Genomic DNA, 23,358 nt, shown 5'->3' with positions numbered 1-23,358 from the left:
GAAGTGTAATCGATCCGACTAACGACTGATCGCTCACGCGGAAGATGCCCACGTCGTGGGCGACGGCGAGGCCGTCGCCTGTAGTCGGAGTCGCATGCTTGAAAGTTGCTGGATTGCAGCGTGCCAAGACAATTTCGCTTCATTGTCGACGATTGAAGACGTGGGGGTCGGATCAGGAATCCATGCTCCGTCAACGAAACTGGCCGCGCGCGAGGCTGAGGGCTTCGCGCGCGGCCAGGGTTTGTTGAGGCTGTCGATCGGAGGGAGACGAGAGCGGGTTACTCGCGTTTGGCCTGGGCGTCGCCGGTGTTCGCAGCGGCGGCGAGGCCGGCCTTGGAGGCGTCGGCCCGCTGCTTCTCGACGGCGAGGAGGTCGAGTTCGGCCTTGAGGGCGACGGCCTTCGCCTGGACGGCGGCGGCGGGCCCGGCCTTGTCGGCGAGGGCCTTGTCGGCGGCGGCCTTGCCGGCGGTCGCGATTTCGAGGTTCTTCTTGACGCCGGCGACGGCGGCCGTGGCGGTCGCGGAGGCCGCGCGGGCGTCGGCGAGGGCCTTGTCTGCGGCGGCCTTCTCCAGTTCGACGGCCTTGGCCGCGGCCTTCGCCGCAACCAGGCCGATCTGGGCGGCCTTGTTGCGCGACTGAGCCGGGGCGACGGCCGCCGGTGCGGCGGCCTTGGCGGCCGTCGCGACGTTGAGGGCGGCCAGGGCGTCGGCCTGGCGACGACCGGCGGCGGCGACGGCCTGGATCAGCTCGGTCGCGCGCTGGGATTGCTTGACCAACTCGTCGGCGGCCTTGACGGTCGCGGCGGCGTCGGCGGCCGTCTTGAGCGCGGCGGCGGCCGCGGCGAGGGCGGGATCGTTGGCCGTCTTGTCGGCCAGCGCCTTCTCGACGGCCGTCTTGGAGGCGGCGAGGGCGTCGGCCGCGGCTTTTTCGGCGGCGGTCGTGTCGGCGACGGCCTTCTCGGCGGCGGCCTGCGCGGCTTGCGACTGGCCGGCGATCTGCTCGGCGGCCCCGGCGGTGGCCGAGGCGTCTTGGAGGACGGCGACCTTGGCGTTCACGACCTTCTCGCTCTCGACGACGACGGCCGCCTGCTGGGCGGCGGCCTGTTCAGCCGCCGTGGCGGCCTGCTGGGCCTTGGCCTGGACGTCGGTCGCGGCGGCGGCGGCGGTCTGGAGCGGCGGAAGCTCCTTGGAGAGCGCCGCGGCCTCCGCCGTGGCGGCCGTCATGGCCTGCTGGGTCTGGTCGATCCGGACGGCGATCGGGGCGGGGTTGGGCGCGAGGACGGTCAGCCGGTGGCCGTCCTTGGCGTTCCAGAGTCGGATGTCGCCCATCCAGCCGGCGCCGGCGACGGCGGCCTCGTCGTGGGTGAAGACGGCGCGGAGGGCCAGGTCGTTGAACGCCTCGAATTCGAGTTGCTTGCCGCCGTTCTGATCCCAGATCCGGACGACGCGGTCGCGACCCGAGGTGACGAGGCGGCCGTCCTTAGCGAACCGGACCGAAGAGGCGCCGGGGCCGTGGGCGGCGATGTTCTTGATCGCCGTGCCGTTCTCCATCTCCCAGAGTTTGACCGTGCCGTCCTCGCTCGACGAGGCGAGGACGTTGGAGTCCGCCCGCCAGGAGACGTCAGTGAGTGCGGTGTTATGGCCGCGAAGGTCGTGGAACTCGCGCCCGGTGGCGGTCTCCCAGACCATCAGGCCGTTGTTACGGTCGCCGCTGGCGAGGAGGACGCCGTCGGGGCTGAACTCGACGGCGGTGACCCACTCGGTGTGCTTCTTCATCTCGTACACGAGGCTGTTGTCGGCCGTGTTGTAGATCCGGAGAATCCGGCTGGGGCCGCCGAGGGCGACCTGGCCGTGGTCGGGGCTGATGTCGGCGGCGATCACGGCGTCGTATTCCTTGCCGACCTCGAAGACGCGCTGGCCGGTCTTGACGTTGAAGCCCACGGCCAGGCCCGACTGGCCGCCACGGCCGCCGGCGGCCAGGAGGATGTCGCCGTTGCGGCTGAACTTGAGGACGTGGATCGTCCCCTCGGGGAACGGCAGGACCCCCATCAGGTGATGGTCGGTCGTGCGGTAGAGGAGCACCTGCTTGTGACCGCCCACGGCCAGCAGCGGCGCCCAGGGGCTCGCGGCCAGCGCCACCACGGCGCTGGGGTGCGCCTGAGGGACGAACGGCTCGGTGAGCAGGTCGTGGGGCATGGCGGGTTCGCCGGCGGGCTTGCCGAGGGCCGACGGGTCGAGCTTCATCTCGAACTTGGGCTTGGCCTTGACCGTCGCCACGCTGCCCGAGGTCTCGAGCGCGCCGCCGGCGATCCACTTGCGGATCAGGTCGATCTCGGCGTCGGGGATCTTCTCCGACTTCGGGGGCATCTTGGGTTCGTCGGTCTGAAGGATCAGGCCGAGGATCGAGCTGCCGTCCGGGTCGCCGGGCTCGATCACCTTGCCCGAGCCGCCTCCCTGCATGGCCCCGCTGTAGGTTTCCAGGTTCAGGCCCCCCTTCGCCTTGTCGGGGTTGTGGCACGCCCCGCAACGGCTCCGGAAGACCTGCGAGACGTGGTCGGCGAAGGTGATCTTCTCCGCGGCCTTGTCATCGGCGAGCGCGACCGGAGCGACGCAGAGGAAGGCCACGGACGAGAGGACGGCCGAGATTCGAGATCGCATGACGGCTGGTCTCATATTAAGAGCGAAGGGAAACATCAATGAATTCCGTTTCCCGTTCGAATCAATGGTTGAAGAGGAACTCGCGGCTGTTCAGCAGGGCCCAGAAGATGTCGCCGAGCGCCTGCGCCTGGTCGGGCGCCTTGGCCAGCGACGGAACGATCTTGTCGAGCTCTTCCTTGGTCGGCTTGCGGGCCAGGGTGCGGATGTAGAGGTCGGTGATCCGCTCCTCGGGGAACTTCTTCGACTCCATCAGCTTCTTGATCACGCCCCCCTGCTGGATCTTGGCGTTGACCGTGTCGCCATTGAGCAGGTGGAGCGCCTGCGAGAGGGTCGGCTCCATCTTGACCTCGCACGAGCAGGGGGTCTCCCGCGTGGCCCGGCCGAAGGTCGTCAGGAAGTAGGTCGAGTTGCCGCCGTCGGCGATCTGCACGGCGCGGGCGCCGACCGGCAGGCCCGCGAACTTGTCCTTCGTCTCGGTCACCTGGCTGATCGTGTCGAGCAGGCTCTCGGCTTTGATCCGCCGGACCAGGGCGTGGGAGAAGTTGCGCTCGTCGCCGGTGTTGCTCTCGTTGCGGGTGGTCACGCGCTGGTAAGTGCGCGAGTTGCAGATGTCGCGGACGAGGGCCTTGAGGTCGTACTTCGTCTCGGTGAACCGCTTGCCGAGGGCTTCGAGCAATTCGGGGTTCGACGCGGGGTTGCTGACCCGGAAGTCGTCGACCGGCTCGACGATGCCGACGCCCGTGAAGTGGGCCCAGACGCGGTTGGCGAACGACGACGCGAACCACGGGTTCTGGGGCGAGGCGAGCCACTTGGCCAGGACCACGCGGCGGTCCTTGCCCTTGACGTCGGGGGCCTCTCCCCCCAGGAACTTGGGAGGCATGACCCGGCCGCCGACCGGGTGGTTCATCTCGCCGCCGCCGGAGTTGAAGACGATCAGCTCGCGGAAGTCCTCGGCCTGCTTGCGGCCGATCTGCGAGAAGAACGCGGCGAACCCGTAGTAGTCGTCCTGCGTCCAGCGGTCGAACGGGTGGTTGTGGCACTGGGCGCACTGGATTCGCATGCCCATGAAGACCTGGGCCACGCTCTCGGTGAGCGGCAGCGTCTCGGTCGTCGTCTGGTAGAAGTTCGTCGCCGGGTTCTTGAACGTGCCGCCGTTGGCGCCGAGAAGCTCTTGAACCATCTGGTCCATCGGCATGTTCTTCGAGAGTTGCTCGACGAGCCAGTTGTAATACAGGAACATCGACTTGTAGCTGACCGTGATCGTCGACCGGATCTGGAGCAGCTCCGCCCACTGGCTGACCCAGATCTCGGAGAACTCCTTGCGCTCGAGCAGCTCGTCGATCACCTTGGCCCGCTTGGCCGGATCGGTCGAGGTGATGAACTTGGTGTACTCGTCGGTGGTCGGCGTCAGGCCGACGACGTCGAGGTACACCCGGCGCAGGAAGGCGTCGTCGTCGCAGACGCCCGACGGGGCGATGCGCAGCTTCTGGAGCTTCGCGGCGACGAGCTTGTCGATGTAGTTGGCCTCGGGCTCGCTCGGGTACGCGAACTTGAGCCCCTTGGGCAGGACGATGAACTGCGAGCCGACCGTGTGGGTCTCGAACCGAGCCATCACGAACGCCTCGCCGCGATCGCCGGCGGTCACCAGACCCTCGGGCGTGACGGCGGCGGATGACTCGTTGTTCGTCTGGAAGAGCGACAGCTTGGTGACGTCGCGGTCGGTGCCGTCGGAGTAGCGCGCCCGCACCGTCATCTGCTGCCGCGACCCCTTGCCGTCGAGCACGCCGTTCTTGGGATAGATGTCGACGCCGAGGACGGTGGGCAGCTTGCTCACGTCGTCGTTGTTGGCGCCCTTCTCAATCCACTCGTGAATGATCCGGTACATCTCGCTGCCGGCCTCGAACCGCTTGCCGCCGGTGTGCTGCACCGCGCCGATCGATTTTTCGAGGAGCGTGCTGTCGGCGGGGACGGCCAGGTTGATCCGCCGGCCGACCATCTCGCGGGTCAGGCGGAAGTGGTCGCCGTCGGGGTCGAAGCCGAAGATCGAGATCCGGAAGCCGTCCTTGCCGCGCGACGAGCCGTGGCAGCTTCCCGTATTGCAGCCGGCCCGCAGGAAGACCGGCATCACGTCGAGCCGGAAGCTGAGCGGCAACTGCGTCTTCGCCTGCGCCACCTTGACCGGGATGGTCTGCGACTTGTCGCCGAACGTCACGGCCATGGTCGTCTCGCCGTCGCTCAGCGGATAGAACGTATCCTCATCGCGGCGAAGGACCGCCGGGTTGGCGGGAGTCAGCTTCGCCTCGCGCGTCACGTCGCGGGTGATGCCGTCGGCGTACGACGCCTGGACCACGATCGACTGGCGATCGCGGGCCGTCGTCAGATGGATCACGTCGGGAAAGACCTGGATCTGCGTCAGACCGACCGTCGGCGCAGGCTCGGGAGCGATCGGCGTCGCCGGAATCTCAGGCATCGGAGCGGTAGCCGGGGCCGGAGCGGCGGGCTTCGCTTCCGGCTTTGGGGTTGCCGGGGCTGGGGCGGGCGCGGCGGCGGGCGCCGGAGCCGGGGCGGCGGGTTTGGCCGGCTCCTGGGCGAACGTGACGCCCAGGCAGAGGCCGCTGCTTCCGATCCCGACGAGCGCTCGTTGCATCGCTCGGGCGAGAGATCCGGTCGACCTGAACATGACGAGGAAGTCCTTATCTGCAAGAAAGCCGGCCGACCCGAAAGCCTGGGCGGTCCGACCGGAAATCTCTGTAAGTCACAAAGTCGCGTATCGAGGAGTCACCATGCGTGGCGGGACGGGGTTCACTTGCCGGCCGCCGCCGCCTGCTGCTTTTGCTTGCTGTCGAGCCGCAGCTTTTCGAGCCGGCTCAACGGCTTGGCCGGCGCGGCGGCTGGCGCGGCCGCGGCGACGGGCGCGGCGGCCGGGGCTGGAGCCGCGGCGGCGGCCGGCTTGGGGAGCGGGGCGTCGATTCGCAAGGTCCCCGAGCCGATGTTGTGGACGATCGGTTCGCCGTTCTGGGTGACGACCACCTGGCAGAACAGGTTCGTGTGGTTGCCGGCCGGCGACGTGGCGTCGGTCTTCAGGTGGTACACGATGTCCTTGCTGTCCTTGGTGATCTTCTTGACGTCGGTCGTCACCTTGTTCGGGAGTCCGACGAGGCTCACGTCGGCCTCGCCCGGGAAGTCGACGTTCTTGGTGACGGCGACCGCCATGTCGGCTTCCTTGCCTTGCTCGACCGTCGCGGCCTGGAACGTCAGGCCCACGAACGGGGCGGCGATCGTCAGGTCGGCGAGCTGGGACGAGACCATGATCGGACCGGTCGGTCCGCTCGACGTGCCGTTGACGACGATCTTCCAGGTCCGCAGCTCGGCGCCGCCGTCGGCGTTCATGGGGATCACGGCTTCGTTCTGCCCCTCGGGGATCGCCACGCCGCCGGACGAGCCGACGCCGGGAGGGTTCCAGGGGAGCGACACGGCGATGGCCGCCTTGAAGCCTTCCTTGCGGGTCGCCCGGACCTTCAAGCCCATCTGGCCGCTGCGGACCATGGGGACTTTCGGCTGAACGATCTCGATCGAGTACGGGCTCTCCTCGGTCACGCCGACGGCCAGGCGGTCGACGGTCCGCGACCAGACGATGATGCCGTTGTTGACCGGCGAGAGGACGAACGCGGCCTGCGAGCTGAACTCGGAGGCGACTTCAACCTTGGGATCGACCGACTTGCCCGAGATCTTGGCGAGCGTCGCGGCGAGCGGGGCGTCGGCCTTGGCCTTGAACAGGACCGGGACGATCGCCTGACTGGCGACCAGCACGGGGGCTTCCATCTCGATCCCCGGCGGCAGATTCTCGGCGAGGATGTTGACGTCGCCGCCGAAGTCGGCCCGGCTCCCCTGGATCAGGATCGCCTGGCGGTTGCCTCGGGGGACGCTCGGGGCCATGACGCCGGTCCCCAGCATGATCTGCTCGGCGGGGGTGGACACGGTGAGCCTGGGAGCGACGGGGCTGACCTCGATCCGATAGACGTAGGAGGGGCCTCCGTTGCCCAGTTGATCGACGACCGAGACGACGTACTCGGCGTCTTCAGGACAGGCGAACCGGAAGTAGCTGTCGGGCCCGACGGCGTCGTCGTTGCCGACCGCGGCGCCGGCCCCCTTCTTCGCCAGGTACATCACCGAGTCGATCGGCGAGCGGAGCTGGCGGCCGAACAGCCGGAAGTCGTACGTCTGGCCCTTCTTCCCCGCGAAGACGAAATGATCGACGTCGCCGGCCTTTTCCAGCACGCCGTTCAAGGCCATGGGAGCCGTGAACGGAGTCGCCGTGGCCTGGTCGTTGTTTGGCTCTTTTTCGAGGACGTTGCCCAGGGGGGTGAGCCGGAACAGGTTTGGGTGCGGCGACAGTCCCTTTTCGTCCTGCCGCGTGATGCCGAAGTTCGGGACGTAGGCGGCCGGCAGCGTGACGTTGACCGTCGCCTCGCCGGCCGGGTCGCCTATCCAGCGCACGGCGAGCGTCTCGCCGAACTTGCCCCCCGGCGGGAAGACGCCGGTCGAGCGCGGGTAGTTGCCCACCTGCACGCGGTACAGGCACGCGCCGTTGCCGGCGTACGCGCTCTCGCGCACCTGGATGATGTATTTGCCGTCTTCCGGAGCCACCACCGAGGCGAACGCGTCTTGCCAGAGGAGCGCCGCGTCGTCGCTCGACGCCAGCTCGAACCTCTTGGTGTTGAGGATCGCCACGTAGGGGTCGAACAACGTGATCCCCAGCCGCATGCCTTCGACTTCGACCGAGATCCGTTCGCCCTTCTTGGCGTCGACCACGAAGTAATCGACGTCCTCGTTATCGGCGACGCCGTTGATCGTGACGTTCATCGGGATCGCCTGGGGGGCGGCGAAATCGTTGTTGGGCTCGACCTCGGCGACTTCCGGGAACGCACCGACGCTGAAGCCGCGCAGCTCGCTGAGGCCGGTGGCGGTCCGGATGCGGAGGTCGTGCCAGCCGAGCGGGCTGTCGGCGGCGATCTTGACCTTCGCCTTGACGTTGTTGTCGTCGACCTTCGTGATCGCGGTGGCGGTCACGCCCGGCTGATAGAACAGGATCTCCTTGGCGTCGCCCAGTCGGGCGCCGGAGAACGTGACGTCGAGCTCAACGCCGCGCTGGCCGCCGACCGGTCGAACGGCCGTCAGGCTGGGGGTCGAGGCGAGAGCGGGCAGGGCGGTCGCGAGCGCCAGGGGCAGGGCCAGGAGCGACGACCTGAGCAGGGGGGGGCGGGAGGAAGGCATTTTGGAATTTCTCAAGTGATGGGCCGGCGGGTTCGGGCGATCGGTCTCGAAGTACCGCGAAGCGATGCAAGGCGGGGCGAAGGGCCGGCGACCGTCAAGGATCGCGGCCCTTCGCGAGGTTCGACGAGGGGTCAGGCCATCAGCTCTTTGACCACCTTGCCGCCGTCGACGATCTCGATCGGCCGGTTGCCCGGCGACATGAGTTCCTTGTCGGCGACGATGCCCATGAGGTGGTAGACGGTCGTGGCCAGGTCTTCGGGGCCGACCGGGTCGCGATCGGGCTCGGTGGCCGTGGCGTTCGACGCGCCGTGGATGTACCCCCCCTTGATGCCGCCGCCGGCCAGGGCGACGCTGAAGACCTTCGGCCAGTGGTCGCGGCCGGCGTCCTTGTTGATCTTGGGCGTGCGGCCGAACTCGCTCGACACCATGACGAGCGTCCGCTTGAGGAGGCCCTGGCGGTCGAGGTCGCGGATCAGGGTGGCGTACGCCTGGTCGAAGGCCGGCATCTGGCTCTTCATGCCGGGGACGATCTGCGAGTGCAGGTCCCAGCCGCCGTACTGGATCGTGACCATCCGGACGCCGGCGGCGACCAGTCGCCGGGCCAGCAGCATCCGCTGACCGGCCGGGTTGCGGCCGTACTCGTCGCGGATCTTGGCGGGTTCGGCGGCGATGTTGAACGCCTCGCGGGCCTTCTCCGAGCTGATCAGGCTGTAGGCCCGCTCGTAGAAGGTGTCCATCGCTCCGATGTTGTCGCTCTTCTCGGCCTTGGCGAAGTGGTCGTTGACCGCGTCAAGCACCGTGCGGCGGGTGGTGAACCGGCCCGTGTCGATCCCGCTGGGCAGGTTCAGGTCCTGCACGCGGAAGCCCTCGGCGGCCGGGTCGCTCCCCAGGCTGAACGGCGAGAACGCCGAGCTGAGGTAGCCGGTCCCCGCGTACACGTTGGGGATGCTCGGAATGCAGACGTACGGCGGCAGGTTGTTCTTGGGGCCGTACTCGTGCGAGACCACGCTGCCGAAGCTCGGGTAGACGAGCGCGGGGCTGGGCCGGTAGCCCGTGAACATGTTGTGCGTGCCGCGCTCGTGGGCGGCCTCGCCGTGGGTCATCGACCGGATGACCGTCATCTTGTCGGCGACCTGGGCCGTCTGGGCCAGCGTCTCGCTGAACCGCTCGCCGTCGATCTTGGTCGGGACAGAGTTCATCTCGCCCCGGTACTCGATCGGCGCGAACGGCTTGGGATCGAACGTCTCCTGGTGGGCGATGCCGCCCGGCAGGAAGATGTGAATCACCGAGTCGGCCTTGGCCTCGATGGGGGCGTAATTCTTCTGGTCGGCCCGAGCCTGGACGCGCAGCAGGTCGGCCAGGGTCAATCCCCCGAGGCCGATCGATCCCACGGTCAGAAACCCTCGACGACTCATCGGGGTCGGAAATCCGGTCGCCATGATCACATCTCCTGCGTTTGTTTCAATCCTCGTCGCGCCGGACGCGACGAAGGCTCTATGCGTGAGGGCGGGCGTCTTGTCTTGAATCCGATCGCTCATGGCGGGAGGGACTAGCGTCCCACTCCCGGGCGACCGTCGCAATGCTGCAAACTCTTGTGCGGTAACACGATCAGTGGAGATCCTGATAGCGTCTGGGGCTGGGGAAAAGAGCGGTCTTGGGGGACAGGGGCGTCGAGCGGGGGTGGCGGACGTCCCGTGGAGTCGGTCTGGGTGCAATTATTGTCAAACAATCGAGTTTCACTTGCAAGGTATTACGAGGCCATCGACGACGGCGTTGGCGCGTTTTTTGGAACTCGCCATCGAGTTCGCAATCAACATGTCGGATATTCTGCGCAATCGGCAAAACGGCGACAAGGCAAACGGCGCAGCTCCGTGGTACGGGCATCGCCCATCGTCGCTAACCTTCGATTTTGCAATGAGTTCGGACGGTGAGGTGTGTTCAGTCCGCGAAGACCGGATGAAGTGATGCGTGGTGTAAAAAATCACTCGCTTGCGCGGACGTGGATGCGGTGGGCTTCGGTGAACCGGGCTTCGGGACGTCCGGCGCGGTTGAACTGGCCCGGCGCGCCGGCGGTGAACTCTTCCTGGGCGATCAGGGGACGGACGATCCGCTCGACCGCGCCGGTGGTGAAGGCGCGTTGCATGTAGTCGTCGCTCAGTTCGTTGGTGATCGCGGCGAGGATCATCCCCTGATCGAGCGCCAGGACGAAGCCCGAGACGAGTCCGGCGGTGACGTCGACGGAATCCTGGAAGCCGAGGGCGCCGTAGGACGGGAACCGGTTCTTGAGGTTCTGGAGGTTCGTCATCGCTTCCTGGCGGGCGAAGCGGAGGGCGAGGAACGAGGCGTGGGGGGTGACGATTCCGTGCGGGGTCCGCGTGATGACGACGTTGGAGATCATCGGCACGCCCCAGCCGATCTCGTACGAGTAGTAGCCGTCCGGGTTCGTTCCCAGTCCATTGACGCCGTAAACTTCATAGCCGCCGGCCGGCCGGAACGCGGGCGAGAAGCCCCAGAAGCCGTACTGCATCTCCTGGAGGCCGTGGACGATCTGCGCCCGGACGTAGAGCGGGTGGTTGACGCCCCAGCTTCGGGGGGCCCACGACGCCTCAGGGACGAAGAGGGTGACCATCAGGGCCTCGAACATGCTGCCCCCCCAGCTCGGGACGATCCGCGTCCCCTGGTAATTGTAGGCCCCCTCGAACACCGGCACGCCGAGGTATTCCCGGCGCTCTCCGGTCGGCGTCTGGAACTGCGGCCCCACGTCGGTCGGCAGCGTTCGGTACATCCGATAGTACTGCTCGGCCGGAAGCTGGCCGCGGGCGATGGCCAGATAGCTGGCGATCCGGGCCTCGGAGTTGAGCATGCCGTAATGACCGAAGAAGGCGTTCTCGTCGGTCCAGTAGCCGACGTGCAACAAGCCGGGATGCTGCACCGGCCGAGCCGGGTCGTACGAATCGTAGAAGAACCCGAAGTCCATGGCCTCCAGGAGCTTGGCGGCGGCGGGCGCGAGTTCGGGCTGGGTATTGACGACCATCGTCAGGGCGACCGCCAGCCACGCATTGTCGACGCTCGATAGCAGCGGTCGGCGGGGCTGAGAGTTGACGGGCGAGACCAGCAGACGCGCGCCGTCCCTCGGATCGATGTCGTTGATGAAGAAACCGTGCGGGCGATTCATCCGTTCGAGCGTCACGATCGTCTGCGTCAGCCGGTCGCGCGCCTGGTCGTGGGGGATGATCTCAAGCTGCTCGGCGGCCATGACGCTCCAGATGTACGACGCGATGTTCGTCGGCGAGGTCTCCATCACGGCGGCGTCCCAGCCTTCTCCCTTGCGATGGATGCGGTCGGCGGGCAGGCCGCTGGGCTGGGTCAGGCGGTCCATCGACCGCCAGGCGTCCTCGGCGTAGCGCTTGAGGACCGCCCGATCGGCTGGAGCGAGCGACGACGCGGTCGGCTGGCCGTGGGCGTTCGACGACCCGAACAGGCCGACGATCATCCCGAACAAACCGACGACGTACGGCGAAACAGGCGATCGAGCCATCGCACCACCTCTGAAGAGAAGATGTGGGCAGGCGCGGGCAATCCGCGGCGATCCCCCGCGAACTCGTTCCCTCAACACCGGAACAGCGTTGCCTTCACTTACTCATTCTATTCCGGAGGCCGGATTGTGACAAAGGCTAGCATGGGCTCACGCAATGAGGCGTGTGGTTCGCCGTCGGGGCGGCGGCTGGGTTCACGGGAGCCTGGTGCCTCCCCGTTCATGGAGGTAGATTCAATGGGAGGTCGTGAACGTGCGGCGAGAACGGGCGCGCGGGTCGAAGGCGATCTCGATCGTGGCCGTTCCGAGACGGCGGGCTCGCACACCCGCCATCTGGTCTCATCGTCCCGGTCGATCGGGATCTTGAAGAAAGGGAGAAGTCGATGGCGGAACCTCTGATTCCCGCCACGGTGATCGGCAGTTGGTCGTTCCCGGGCTGGTACGAGAAATTCGTCGGCGACGTCAAGGACCGACCCGAGTTGTACGGGCCCGTCGACCGCGAGGAAGCGGTCCGCGACGCGATCCGGCTGGCGATCGACGACCAGGTCCGCTCGGGCCTCGACCGGATCACCGACGGCGAGATGCAACGGGTGGACTTCAACCTGGGGTTTTACGAGTATCTCGGCGGTCTGGAGCCGTTGCGGAAAGCCCGGCACTGGGGCGCCCCCGCCCACGACCAGCGCGATCGCTACCGCTGCATCGCCCCGCTCACCGCTCCCGAGGGGTTGGGGACGACGACCGAGTACCACCGCCTTCGCGAGTACACCACCGGCCCGGTCAAGATTCCGATCCCGGGGCCGTTCACCCTGGCGGGTTGCATCGACGGCGGCGACGTGTATCCGAATCGCGCGGCGACGGCCGAAGCGTTGATTCCGATCGTCGCGGCCGAGCTGAAAGCCCTCGACGCCGCCGGGGTCGACTTCATCCAGCTCGACGAGCCGAGCTTCGCCTGCCACCCGGACGCTCCCGACTACTTCCTCGACGTGATCGCTCGCACGGTCGCGGGCGTCAAGGCGTACGTCAGCATGCACATGTGCTTCGGCAATTACCGGGCGCGGGCGGTGGGGCATCGCACCTATCGGCCGTTGTTCCCGCACATCGGCCGCGCCCGGGTGTCGCAGCTCGCGCTCGAGTTCGCCAGCCGCGAGATGGCGGAGATCGAGCTGCTGGCCGAACTCCCCGAGACGATGGACGTGGCGGTCGGCCTGGTCGACGTCAAGAACACCTGGATCGAGCCGCCGGGGCTGGTGGCCGAGCGGCTGCGCGCGGTCCTCAAGCACGTCGCGCCCGAGCGGGTGTCGATCACGCCCGACTGCGGGTTCTCGCAGACGGCCCGGCATCTGGCGGTGGCCAAGGCTCGATCGCTGGCCGAGGGCGCGGCGATCGTCCGCCGCGAGCTGGGACGCTCTTGACCACAAACCATCAAGACGCTGTGACGCCCGACTTCATGAAAATGGGAGAGGTAAGCCTTGGGTGGCTGTGGCAGAATGCCACAGATGCGCGGGCCGTGGCGTCCGATCTGTGGCATTCCGCCACAGCCACCCGGAAGGAGCCCCGCCCCGTTTTTTCAGAGCCATCGAAAGGGGGGCCGACATGATTGAACCATACCGCAGCGGCCCCGACCTGGCGCGCGAGATCGCCGAGACGACCGTTCCGCCCGGCGGCCTGGCCGTCTGGTGGCTGGGGCAGAGCGGCTACCTGCTCAAGTCGCGGTCCGGACTGCTGGCGGTCGACCTTTATCTCTCGGAGCACCTGACGCGCAAGTACGAGGCGACCGAACGGCGGCACGTCCGGATGACGCGGTCGCCGATCCTGGGCGAAGACCTGCGCGGGATCGATCTGATCCTCGCCAGCCACAAGCACTCCGACCACCTCGACCCGGGCTCGGCCTCGGCGCTGCTGAACGCCTCGCCGGCGGCGGTCCTCGCCTTGCCCGAGGCGATCCGCGAGCACGCGCACGGCCTGGGGCTGCCGGACGATCGGCTGGTCGGACTCGACGTCGGGGCGACCTTCGAGTGCGCCGGGTTTCGCGTCCGGGCGATTGCGTCGGCTCACGAGGGGTTCGACCGTGACGCGGCCGGCCGGCATCCGTATCTTGGGTTCGTCATCGAGTCGGACGGCCTGCGGCTTTATCACAGCGGCGACACGCTCTTGTACGAAGGTCTGGCCGAGGCGCTCGGGGCGGATCGGTTCGACGTGCTATTCTTGCCGATCAACGGCCGCGACCCCGCGCGGGGCGTGGCGGGCAATATGTCGGCGGCCGAGGCCGTCGATCTGGCCGTTCGGATCGGACCTCGGTTCGTCGTTCCTCAGCATTACGACATGTTCACATTCAACACGGTTCCGGTCGGACTCTTCGAGGCCGAGGCGGGTCGGCTGCCGGCCGGGACCAGTCCGCGCGTCTTGCGATGCGGCGAGCGTTGGGAGCTACGGCCTTGAGTATCACGATCGGCATCGACGTCGGCACGTCCGGGACCAAGACGCTGGCCATCGACGAGCACGGCAAGATCCTCGCGTCGGCGTCTTCGGAGTACCCGTGCTCGCACCCGCGGCCGGGGTGGTCGGAGCAAGACCCCGAGCTGTGGTGGCGCGCGACCCAGGAGACCCTCCGCGCCGTGCTCTCCTCGGGCAAGTTCGCGCCGGCCGACGTGGCCGGCGTGGGCCTCAGCGGCCAGATGCACGGCTCGGTCTTCCTCGATGCGTCGGGCGAAGTCGTCCGTCCCGCGCTCCTTTGGAACGACCAGCGGACGGCCGCCCAGTGCGCGGAGATCGAGGATCGCGCGGGGGGGCGCGAGGCGCTCATCAAGATGGTTGGCAACCGCGCGATGACCGGGTTCACCGCGCCCAAGCTGCTCTGGGTCCGCAAGGAGGAGCCGGCGAACTGGGAACGGGTTCGCCAGGTGCTCTTACCGAAGGATTACGTCCGCTATCGCCTGACCGGCGCCTACGCGACGGAGGTCAGCGACGCCTCGGGCACGCTGCTGCTCGACGTCGCCAATCGCCGATGGAGCCGCGAGCTGCTCGCCAAGCTCGACATCGACCCCGCGCTCCTGCCGCCCTGCCACGAAAGCTTCGAGGTTTCGGCCCAGGTCAGCGCGATCGGCTCGGAGGCGACCGGCTTGCCCGTTGGAACTCCGGTGGTCGGCGGCGGCGGCGACCAGCCGGCCGGCGCGGTCGGCAACGGGATCGTCCGGCCGGGCGTCGCCTCGGCGACGATGGGGACCTCGGGCGTCGTCTTCGCCCACACCGACAAGCCCGGCTTCGACCCCCTCGGCCGGCTCCAGCGTGGCTGTCACGCCGTCCCGGGCGCGTGGCACGTCATGGGCGTCGTGCTCTCGGCGGGGGGCAGCTTGCAGTGGTTCCGCAACGAGCTGGGCAAGGCCGAGGTCGAGCTTTCCCGGACGCAGGGCATCGACCCGTACCTCCTGCTCACCGCCGAGGCGGCGATCGCCGGCCCGGGGGCGGAAGGGTTGTTCTTCCTGCCGTACCTGACCGGCGAACGTTCGCCGCACTTCGACCCCGACGCCAAGGGGGGCTGGATCGGCCTGACGGTCCGTCACGGCCGTCCTCACCTGATCCGGGCGGTCCTCGAAGGGGCGACGTACGCGATGCGCGACAGTCTCGAATTGATCCGCGAGATGGGCTCCGAGATCGACCACATCCGCGTCTCCGGCGGCGGCGCCCGCAACGCGCTTTGGAAGCAGATCCAGGCCGACATCTACGGCTGCGACGTCCATACGCTGAACTCGACCGAGGGCCCGGCGTTCGGCGTCGCGCTGCTGGCTCAGGTGGGAACCGGCGGCTTCGCGACCGTCCCTGAAGCCTGCGACGCGACGATCATGACGCTGGAAAGCACGAACGTCGATCACCGCGCCAAGGCTTACTACGACAAGGCCTACAAGGTTTACCAAAGCCTGTACCAGAACCTGCGCGGGACGTTTCGCGAGATCAGCCAGCTCGTAGAAGGCGGCTTCTAGTCGATTTCCCTTTCTTCCCGCAAGGGGAGAAGGCATGCTTGCGACAGCTTGTTTTAATGGCTACGTAACTTGTCAGGAGTCTTCGCTTGGCTCGCAAGCCGCGACATGAAATCCGCCCGGCCGTCCCGGAGATTCCGCCGAGTCCACCGGCTCTCCCCGAGCCGGCCCGGGCGCGTCGCCAGGTCGTCTGGATCGGGCTGGCCGTCGCCGGCTTGCTGGCGGTTCACCTGGCGCTGGCGGAACGGAGCCTGATCACCGAGAACCCGACGGTCGACGAGGTCGTTCACATGCCGGCGGGACTCACCTACTGGCAGAAGCATACGTTCCGCCTCTATCGCCACAATCCTCCGCTCATCAAGTTGATCGCCGCCTTGCCCGTCGTGCTGTCGAATCCGGTGATGGACCCGCTCTACCAGATGAAAAGCTGGACGGACCGCGAGCCTTCCCAGACGACGTTCTCGCAGACGTTCGCCTTCGTGAACGCCGCCCGCTACTTCGAGCTGTTTCAGCTCGCGCGAATGGTCATGCCGCTGTTCTCGGTGCTCGGCGGTCTCGTCGTCTTCGCCTGGTCGAGCCGGCTGTACGGGCCTTACGGCGGGTTGCTCAGCCTTTGCCTCTGGGTCTTCTGCCCGAACATCCTGGCGCACACGCGACTGGTCACGACGGACGTCGGCTCGACGGTCCTGGGCGCCGGGGCGACGTACCTGTTCTGGCGCTACCTCCGAAGCCCGAGCCTGCCGTGGGCGATCGTCGCGGGCGTGGCCCTGGGGTTGGCCCAGCTCTCCAAGTTCAGCATGCTCCTCCTGTACTTCGTCTGGCCGTTCCTCTGGGTCGTCCGGACGATCCTCGTCGCGTCGCCCGACGGCTGGCCGAGGCGCGTCGGCAGGGGCGTCATACATGGTTTGATCATCGTCGCGCTCAGCATCTTGACGATCGACGTCGGCTATCTGTTCGAAGGGGTCGGCAAGCCGCTGGGGAGCTTCGAGTTCGCGAGCCAGAGCTTGACGAGCCCGGTCCCGGGGGGCGTGCGCAGGTCGCCCGCGACCACGAACCCGCTGTACGACATCATCTGGCCGTTCGCGCAGAACCGCTTCCGAGGGACGATCCTCGAACACGTTCCCGCCCCCTTGCCTGAGCATTACTTGCTCGGTTTCGACGAGCAGAAGATCGAGTCGGAAGGTATCCCGATTCGGTTCTCGAAGGCGAAGCGCGCCCTCTCCGGCGGCGACCTCGCGACGGCCCGCGCGGAGGCTGCTTCGACCGACCGTTCCGTGACCGGCTATTCGGTCTACCTCAACGGCGAGCTTCGGCGATCGGGGTGGTGGTACTACTATCTGGCGACCCTCGCCTACAAGATGCCCGAAGGGACGTGGCTGCTCGCACTGGCCTCGCTTGCGGCTCTGGCCGTCGGCAGGCGGTCGCGCGAGGGATGGGCCGACGAGGTTGCGCTCGGGACTATTCCGATCGTCATCCTCTTCGCGATGAGCTTTCTCACGGACATCAACCTCGGGCTGCGCTACGTCCTCGCGGTCTTCCCTTATATTTACATCCAGGCGGGCAAGGTCGTACCCTGGGTCGAAGGGCTCTCCGGCCGGGCTCGGGCCGGCGGTCGGGCGGCGGTGCTCGGCGCGTTGGCCCTGACTGTAGGCTCGACGCTGGCGAGCCACCCGCACTACCTCGCCTATTTCAACTGGGCCTCGGGAGGACCGGACCGCGTTCCCGCCCGGCTGATCGACAGCAATCTCGACTGGGGCCAGGACCTCGTCGGGCTTCGCGAGTGGTGCCGGACCCACATCCCCGATGAGCGAATCGGCCTGGCCCTCTTCGGCCAGATCAACCCCAGCATCTTCACGGTCCGGGGCGATCACTTCGACTGGTTTCTGCCGCCGGTCAAACCGGCCGACGTCTCGCCCATGTTCAACACCCCGGGCTTGCACGTGATCGGTCCGTCCCCGAAGCTGACGCCCGGCTATTACGCCGTGAGCGCGACGATGCTCTACGGAATCTCCTGGCGACTCTACGACAACACCGCCTACTGGCAAGAAGCCTGGCAGCCTTCGTGGAATGTCGAGGAAAACGCCTTCGCCTACTTCCGCCAGTTCGAGCCGATCGACCGCATCGGCCACTCGATCTACATCTACAAGCTGAGCGCCGAAGACGTCCAGCGCGCCGCTCTTACGACCGTGATACCCAATCGCCTGAACCGTCGCCTCTCGCAGGCGGGGAGCGGAATACCAGCCCGAAGCGCAAGCGAGTAAATTTCCGATCGGCCGTTGGAATCGATTCACTCGCTGGCACATCGGGCTCGTACGGCTTCGCGATCCGAGCGATTCCGTGTGAGCGTCCTACGGTTTGCGGCAGACGTAAACCTGCGCCAGGTCGTCGTCGCTGATGGGGCCGAATCGGATCTCGGTCTCGAACCCGGCCTGACGGAGGATGTCGGGAAAGTCGGTCCCCAGCTCGGTGAAGACCGGGTAGCCCCAGTCGCCTCCGGGATGGGAGATCGAGGGTGCCAGGTGTTCGACCGAGCCGTCCGGGCCGAGCCGGGCGCGCGGGAAGGTCTTGGAGACGTTCGGCGACACCGGCGCGGTGAAGACGTGCCGGCCGCCAGGAGCGAGCACGCGACGGCACTCCGCGAGGGCTGTTGCGAGGTCGGGAACGTGTTCGAGCGTCTCGGAAGTGAGGACGAGGTCGAAGTAGGCGTCGGGGTAGGTCAGCCGGGTGAAGTTCTCGCACCGCACGCCGTCGACGACCGAGCCGGGACTAGCTCCGGGCGTGAAGTCTGACGGCTGAAAGCCGGGGAGCCCCTTCAGCGCCTCGTGGAGGCCGTCGATGCGGTTGATCTCGGCGATGCGGAGGTCGCGGGCGACCGCTGATCGGGTCCAATCCCGGAGCGATCGTGCGCCGGTCGGATAGAGGTTGAGCAAAACCTCGGCGAGTCGCCGGGCGCGGAGCTTCGCGCCGCAGGCCGAGCAATCGGACGACTCCTTGCGGGCCAGGGCGACCGCCTGACCCGGCGAGAGGCCCCAGAGTTCGACCAGGCGGTTGGGGATCACGCGGCGGCGGTAGAGCATCGGCCGCGTCTTCCCGCAGACCGAACAGGGCTCGATCCGACCGTGCGCGATCGCCGAGGCGTAGTCGCGGGCCAGCCAGCCGAGCCGGTGGGAGGCGTTCCAGACGGCGACCAGGGGCCGTTTCACGACGCGCGGCAGGGGGATCTTGCTCATCTCGGCTCGGTTCAAGGCGAGGTTCGGGGCCGCCACTCGCCTTGACCGGGCGGTCGCATTCGATTACGATGAATGCATGTGTCGGCTACGTTGGAAGAACGCGTTAAAGTCTGATTTGACAACAAAGTAGGGCGACGATCAATGGCCTACGCAACGACCACCCCGCGGCACAAGACGAAGGAAGTCGGCATTGGCGACCACTTGATCGGGGGCGAAAACCCGATCTCGGTGCAATCGATGACGACCACCAACACCTTCGACGCCCAGGCCACGCTTGAGCAAATCCAGCGCCTGGAGGAAGCCGGTTGCGAGGTCGTCCGCGTCACCGTCCCCAAGAAGGAAGACGTGGCGGGCTGCGAGGCGATCCGGGACCACATGAAGATCCCGCTGATCGCCGATATCCACTACGACTACCGCATGGCTCTCGCCTGCCTCGAAGCCCGGACCCCCTCGGGCCGTCGCGCCGTCGACAAGATCCGGATCAATCCCGGCAACCTCGGCGGCGAGGAGCGGTTCAAGGAAGTCGTCCGCAAGGCCCGCGACGCCGGCGTGCCGATGCGGATCGGCGTCAATTCGGGCAGCCTCGAAAAAGATCTGATCGACAAGTACGGCTTCCCATGCCCCGAGGCGATGGTCGAGAGCGCGCTGCGGTACATCGAGACCGCCGAGAGCCTCGGCTACAAGCTGATGATCGTCAGCCTTAAGGCCAGCCACGTGCCAACGGCCGTCGAGTGCTACACCCAGTACGCCCGCCAGTGCGACTACCCGACCCACGTCGGGATCACCGAAGCCGGTTCGAAGGACTATGGCACGCTGAAAAGCTCCGCCGGCATCGGCGCGATCGTCCTTCGGGGGATCGGCGACACGATCAGGGTCTCGCTCCTGGGCGACCCGGTCCCGGAGATCGCGGCCGGCTTCGACATCCTCCGCGCCTGTGACCGCCGCGTGACCAAGCCCGAAGTCGTCGCCTGTCCGACCTGCGGCCGGCTCGACATCGACCTTGAGCGGATCGTCGCCGAGGTCGAGGAGCGGATGAAGAACCTTTCCAACCCGATCCGCGTCAGCATCCTCGGCTGCCTGGTCAACGGCTTCGGCGAGGCCAAGGAGGCCGACCTCGGCATCGCCGCCGGCGCCGGCAAGGGCATCATCTTCAAGCGCGGAATCCCCATCCGCCACGTCAAGGAAGCCGAGATGGTCGACGCCCTCCTCGAAGAAGTCCACCGCTTCGACGAAGAGGTCAAGCCGCTCGCCTCCTACCTCGAAAAAGAGAAGCAGAAGCAGAACAAGGCGAGCCTGACCGTCTTGAACTGACCGCCCTGAAGCGGTCTTTGTCCAGCCGGCGCACCCGCGGTGTGCGCCGGTAGCCCGAGTATCGCTGTGAGGGGGGCCCCTTGTGGGTGCCCGATCGGCGTTGGCAATAGCGGCGGCCTGGGCGACGAAGTGGTTGTGGACACAAGGACGGTCCATTGCACTCTTGCGCTCACCCCGTCGCGGGCCGGCGCGCGAAGGATGAATGATCCCCGCCGCCTCCTTCGCCTCGCTCGATTTTTCGTATCGTGACCCTCGCGACGATCCCCACGGGGCCGCCATCGTCAACCCCCGCGCTCCTTGGTCCGAACGTCGGATCGTTCCGGCCCGATCTGCCGACGACCTGGGGATTTCGCGACTGCCGTTCTTCGACGAGGCGTCGAATGCAGTATGTTTAGATTGGTGAGTTGTCGGTTGTTCGGTCTTTGAAAATTCGATTGATCGGATCATCACGGTTCGTTGGATTCATCGGAATGTGCGGAACGCATGAGGTAGGCCAATGGGACGCGAGGGAGGCCAAGCGGCGACGATGGGAAAAGTGAGCGGACGAACCCAATCCGCCAAGCCCACGGCCGCTCTGTTCCGGTTCGAAAAGTGAGCGGACGAACCCAATGCGGCGCGGGAAGTTCGCGGTCCGCGCATCGAATCGCTACGACCCTCATCCGGCCGTTCCAGACACCTTCTCCCGGGGGGAAGAAGGGAAACCGGGGAGGAAAAAGAGCAAACGAAGCCAATTTTGGCGTTACGCCTAAAGGCTTTTGAAAGCAGATGTTAAATCGCTTGTCCGGCCCTCTGGAGCCGGCGCGAACGAAGCCAATCGCCGACGGCCGGATGGCGATGCCAGGGCGGGTCGTCGGCCGAGGGGGAAGGGCGGTTTTCGGCGCGAACGAAGCCAAAATCGCGTCGAGCCCGCCCGCCCCATAGATCGGTCAGGACTGCCGCAGGCCGACGGCGACGTACTTGGTTTCGAGGTAGGCGTCGAGCCCTTCGGACCCGAGTTCGCGGCCCAGGCCGGATTCCTTCATGCCGCCGAACGGGCATTGGGGGGTTGCGGGGATTGGGTCGTTAATGCCGATGATGCCGGCTTCAAGGCCCTCGGCCATCCGGGTGGCGACGGTCAGGTCGTTGGTGAAGACGTAGGCGGCCAGGCCGTAGGGGGTGTTGTTGGCGGCGGCGATCACGTCGTCGAGCTTGTCGAAGTCGAGGATCGGCATCACGGGGGCGAACGGCTCGTCGGTCATCAGCTTCATGTTGCCGTCGACGTTGGTAAGGACGGTCGGCTCGAACCAGTAGCCCTTGTCGAATCGCGACGACTTGCCGCCGCCGGTCAGGATCGACGCTCCCTTGCTCTTGGCGTCGTCGATCAGCTTCGCGGCCTTGTCGAGGGCTTTGGCCTCGAACATCGGCCCGACCTGGACGCCATCCTCCAAACCGTTGCCCAGTTTGAGCTTGCGTGCCAGCTCGACGGCGGCCTCGGTGAAATCCTTGACGATCTTCTCGTGGACGTAGAACCGGGAGGGGGCGATGCAGACCTGGCCGTTGTTGCGGAACTTGCCGATGACGGCCGCCTGGGCCACCTGCTGGACGTCGGCGTCGGGGAACACGATCAGGGGGGCGTGGCCGCCGAGTTCCAGGCTCATCCGCTTCACCTGATCGGCCGACCGCCGGAGGAGTTCCTTGCCGACCTCGGTCGAGCCCGTGAAGCTGATCTTGCGGATCGCCGGGTGGTCGAACAGGGCGTCGGCGAACGGCCGGGGCGGACCCATGACGAGGTTGGCGACGCCCGGCGGCAGGCCGGCGTCGGCCAGGCACTGGAACATCAAGAGGAGGGTCAAGGGGGTCTGATCGGCGGGCCGGCTGACGACGGTGCATCCCACGGCCAGCGCGGGGGCGATCTTCCGGCTGGGGAGCGCCGCGGGGAAGTTCCAGGGGGTGATGGTGCCGACGACGCCGACCGGGTGGCTGATCGTGTAATACCGCTTGGTGATGTTGGTGGGAGGGATGATCCGGCCGTAGGCGCGCTTGCCCTCCTCGGCGAACCACTCGAACGTGTCGGCGGCGTGGAGGACCTCGGCCTTGGCCTCGGGCAGCGGCTTGCCCTGCTCCTGAGTCAGTGCGCGGGTGATGGTGTCGGCGCGATCGCGCATCAGGTCGGCGGTCTTCTTGAGGATCTTGGCGCGGTCGTAGACGGAGAGTGCCCTCCAGCCCGGCATGGCGCGGGCGGCGGCGTCGATGGCGGCCTTGGTCTCGGAGGCGTCGCCGTAAGCGACCTCGGCCACGACCGACTCGTCAGCCGGGTTGATCACCGCGAGCGTCTTGCCGCTGGCGGCGTCTCTCCACTGGCCGTCGATGTACATCTGCGTCGGGTATTCCGAAGACTTCGCCGCGTTCTCCACCGTCCGGACCATGTTCCGCTCTCCTTTGGATGTCGCTTCGGGCGATCTCCTCGGCTGATCGAGGGCCGCACCTTCTCTGTCACCATAACGAGAGCCGCCGGGGTAGACAACGATTGGTGGTCGCGCGTTGCGTCGATAGAGGCGTCCGGGCCGACCGACCCGCACAAGCAGAAGATACATCCGTTACAACCCGCACCACCTTCGTTGCAATCGGAGAATTCGATTCAATGCCCCGGACCGATTCGACCGATCTCAATCAATGCATGGAACAAGCTCCCCGTTCGTCGACCGTGGCCAGGACAGCCGCCGTTGATGGACAAACGACCCAGGTGACGCATGGATGCGACCCAGCAGACGCTTCAGCCTCGACCCACGCGATGGACGCCCGTCGTCTTCGTCGCCGTCGGCCTCGCCTTGTCGGCGGCCGACGCCCAGGCGACCCCGCTCCGTACGTTCGGAGCGATGAGGGGGAGCCAGGAACTCTTGCAGGCCAGCGCGGTTGTGACGCCGACGCTTCCGAACGCCTGGAACCTGTTCCTCTCGACGGGGCCGGAGGTCTGGGCGACGTCGCAGTCGCCAGCCTTCACGATCCCAGTCCGGCGTTCGATCTTCCAGATCCTCAACGGAGACCCCGCCTCGATCGCCGCAAATCCGATGATCGACTACCTGATCTGGCGGCGTGATCTGAACCCGCTGCGGTTCGATCGCTACCACCCCTATCTCGGTCGACTCCTGGCACCGCTCACCCTCGATCCGCCCACGAGCGTCCCGGTCGCGCCGGAGGTCGAGCCGCCGATCACGCCTCTGGCACCCCTGGAGACTCTGCCGCCGTCGGTGCCGGAGCCGAGCAGCCTGTTGCTGATCGGGTTGGTGTCGGCCTGGGGGCTCCTGCGGCGACGCTCCCGAACCACCCCCGCGCCGAAGTAGCCGGGTTCATGATCTGGTACACTCGATCCCGCACTTTCGGATCGACGGCGAACTTCC

At 66.9% G+C, this 23,358-nt stretch carries 14 protein-coding genes; 7 read left to right on the top strand and 7 right to left on the bottom strand.

Features of this window, described 5'->3' with window-relative positions; translation table 11 throughout:
* Window positions 1-278 precede the first annotated feature (278 nt).
* The 4 genes from BSF38_RS32440 to BSF38_RS08685 all read right to left on the bottom strand — a co-directional run bounded on the left by BSF38_RS32440 (window position 279) and on the right by BSF38_RS08685 (window position 9,370).
* A complete protein-coding gene (locus BSF38_RS32440; protein ID WP_076344796.1) occupies window positions 279-2,657 on the bottom strand; it encodes a c-type cytochrome domain-containing protein in 2,379 nt (792 codons plus the stop codon).
* A 61-nt stretch (window positions 2,658-2,718) separates the two neighbouring features.
* On the bottom strand, window positions 2,719-5,127 hold the full coding sequence (locus tag BSF38_RS08695) for a DUF1549 and DUF1553 domain-containing protein (RefSeq protein WP_083713824.1): 2,409 nt from the start codon (window positions 5,125-5,127) through the stop codon (window positions 2,719-2,721).
* 332 nt (window positions 5,128-5,459) lie between these two features.
* Window positions 5,460-7,931, bottom strand: coding sequence for a peptidase (locus BSF38_RS08690; RefSeq protein ID WP_237170806.1), 2,472 nt, complete (start codon window positions 7,929-7,931; stop codon window positions 5,460-5,462).
* Between the two features lie 131 nt (window positions 7,932-8,062).
* A complete protein-coding gene (locus tag BSF38_RS08685) occupies window positions 8,063-9,370 on the bottom strand; it encodes a DUF1501 domain-containing protein (protein ID WP_076350699.1) in 1,308 nt (435 codons plus the stop codon).
* 334 nt (window positions 9,371-9,704) lie between these two features.
* Between BSF38_RS08685 and BSF38_RS30610 the strand changes: the two genes are divergently transcribed.
* Window positions 9,705-9,896, top strand: coding sequence for a hypothetical protein (locus tag BSF38_RS30610; protein ID WP_210405692.1), 192 nt, complete (start codon window positions 9,705-9,707; stop codon window positions 9,894-9,896).
* A gap of 16 nt (window positions 9,897-9,912) precedes the next feature.
* Here the strand turns inward: BSF38_RS30610 and BSF38_RS08680 are convergent, their stop codons facing one another.
* Window positions 9,913-11,469, bottom strand: coding sequence for a glucoamylase family protein (locus BSF38_RS08680; RefSeq protein ID WP_083712801.1), 1,557 nt, complete (start codon window positions 11,467-11,469; stop codon window positions 9,913-9,915).
* 380 nt (window positions 11,470-11,849) lie between these two features.
* On the opposite strand from BSF38_RS08680, the gene BSF38_RS08675 reads away from it, so the two are divergent.
* The 4 genes from BSF38_RS08675 (at window position 11,850) to BSF38_RS08660 (ending at window position 17,701) form a co-directional block, all read left to right on the top strand.
* Complete coding sequence (locus tag BSF38_RS08675) at window positions 11,850-12,878, top strand: cobalamin-independent methionine synthase II family protein (RefSeq protein WP_076344792.1); 1,029 nt, start codon at window positions 11,850-11,852, stop codon at window positions 12,876-12,878.
* A gap of 181 nt (window positions 12,879-13,059) precedes the next feature.
* A complete protein-coding gene (locus tag BSF38_RS08670; protein ID WP_076344790.1) occupies window positions 13,060-13,905 on the top strand; it encodes an MBL fold metallo-hydrolase in 846 nt (281 codons plus the stop codon).
* Complete coding sequence (gene xylB / locus BSF38_RS08665; RefSeq protein ID WP_076344788.1) at window positions 13,902-15,443, top strand: xylulokinase; 1,542 nt, start codon at window positions 13,902-13,904, stop codon at window positions 15,441-15,443. Before BSF38_RS08670 ends, xylB begins: the two co-directional genes overlap by 4 nt.
* Window positions 15,444-15,529: 86 nt before the next feature.
* Window positions 15,530-17,701, top strand: coding sequence for an ArnT family glycosyltransferase (locus BSF38_RS08660; RefSeq protein WP_076344786.1), 2,172 nt, complete (start codon window positions 15,530-15,532; stop codon window positions 17,699-17,701).
* Between the two features lie 87 nt (window positions 17,702-17,788).
* On the opposite strand, the gene BSF38_RS08655 is transcribed toward BSF38_RS08660, so the two are convergent.
* Window positions 17,789-18,670, bottom strand: a complete 882-nt coding sequence (locus BSF38_RS08655; RefSeq protein WP_237170805.1) for a class I SAM-dependent methyltransferase — start codon at window positions 18,668-18,670, stop codon at window positions 17,789-17,791.
* Between the two features lie 141 nt (window positions 18,671-18,811).
* Here BSF38_RS08655 and ispG point away from each other — a divergent pair, with 141 nt between their 5' ends.
* Entirely contained in the window at window positions 18,812-19,981 is a 1,170-nt protein-coding gene (gene ispG / locus BSF38_RS08650) for a flavodoxin-dependent (E)-4-hydroxy-3-methylbut-2-enyl-diphosphate synthase (RefSeq protein ID WP_076344784.1), read from the top strand.
* Window positions 19,982-20,907: 926 nt separating this feature from the next.
* On the opposite strand, the gene BSF38_RS08640 is transcribed toward ispG, so the two are convergent.
* Entirely contained in the window at window positions 20,908-22,386 is a 1,479-nt protein-coding gene (locus tag BSF38_RS08640; RefSeq protein WP_076344780.1) for an NAD-dependent succinate-semialdehyde dehydrogenase, read from the bottom strand.
* Between the two features lie 324 nt (window positions 22,387-22,710).
* On the opposite strand from BSF38_RS08640, the gene BSF38_RS08635 reads away from it, so the two are divergent.
* The gene (locus BSF38_RS08635) at window positions 22,711-23,301 is read left to right on the top strand and encodes a PEP-CTERM sorting domain-containing protein (protein ID WP_076344778.1); all 591 of its coding nucleotides are present in this window, start codon (window positions 22,711-22,713) and stop codon (window positions 23,299-23,301) included.
* The last annotated feature ends 57 nt before the right edge of the window (window positions 23,302-23,358 follow it).

The organism is Paludisphaera borealis (genome assembly GCF_001956985.1).
Taxonomy (GTDB): Bacteria; Planctomycetota; Planctomycetia; order Isosphaerales; family Isosphaeraceae; genus Paludisphaera; species Paludisphaera borealis.
The sequence above is the reverse complement of the archived record's forward strand: the minus strand, read 5'-3'. Positions and strand labels throughout refer to the sequence as shown.

Excerpts from the sequence above, each read along its gene's own strand:
- BSF38_RS08640 (WP_076344780.1), bottom strand. The coding sequence starts at position 22,386 with ATGGTCCGGACGGTGGAGAACGCGGCGAAGTCTTCGGAATACCCGACG.
- BSF38_RS32440 (WP_076344796.1), bottom strand. The coding sequence starts at position 2,657 with ATGCGATCTCGAATCTCGGCCGTCCTCTCGTCCGTGGCCTTCCTCTGC.
- BSF38_RS08695 (WP_083713824.1), bottom strand. The coding sequence starts at position 5,127 with ATGCCTGAGATTCCGGCGACGCCGATCGCTCCCGAGCCTGCGCCGACG.
- BSF38_RS08670 (WP_076344790.1), top strand. The coding sequence starts at position 13,060 with ATGATTGAACCATACCGCAGCGGCCCCGACCTGGCGCGCGAGATCGCC.
- BSF38_RS08685 (WP_076350699.1), bottom strand. The coding sequence starts at position 9,370 with ATGGCGACCGGATTTCCGACCCCGATGAGTCGTCGAGGGTTTCTGACC.
- ispG (WP_076344784.1), top strand. The coding sequence starts at position 18,812 with ATGGCCTACGCAACGACCACCCCGCGGCACAAGACGAAGGAAGTCGGC.
- BSF38_RS08680 (WP_083712801.1), bottom strand. The coding sequence starts at position 11,469 with ATGGCTCGATCGCCTGTTTCGCCGTACGTCGTCGGTTTGTTCGGGATG.
- BSF38_RS08690 (WP_237170806.1), bottom strand. The coding sequence starts at position 7,931 with ATGCCTTCCTCCCGCCCCCCCCTGCTCAGGTCGTCGCTCCTGGCCCTG.
- BSF38_RS08675 (WP_076344792.1), top strand. The coding sequence starts at position 11,850 with ATGGCGGAACCTCTGATTCCCGCCACGGTGATCGGCAGTTGGTCGTTC.
- BSF38_RS08635 (WP_076344778.1), top strand. The coding sequence starts at position 22,711 with ATGGATGCGACCCAGCAGACGCTTCAGCCTCGACCCACGCGATGGACG.
- BSF38_RS08655 (WP_237170805.1), bottom strand. The coding sequence starts at position 18,670 with ATGAGCAAGATCCCCCTGCCGCGCGTCGTGAAACGGCCCCTGGTCGCC.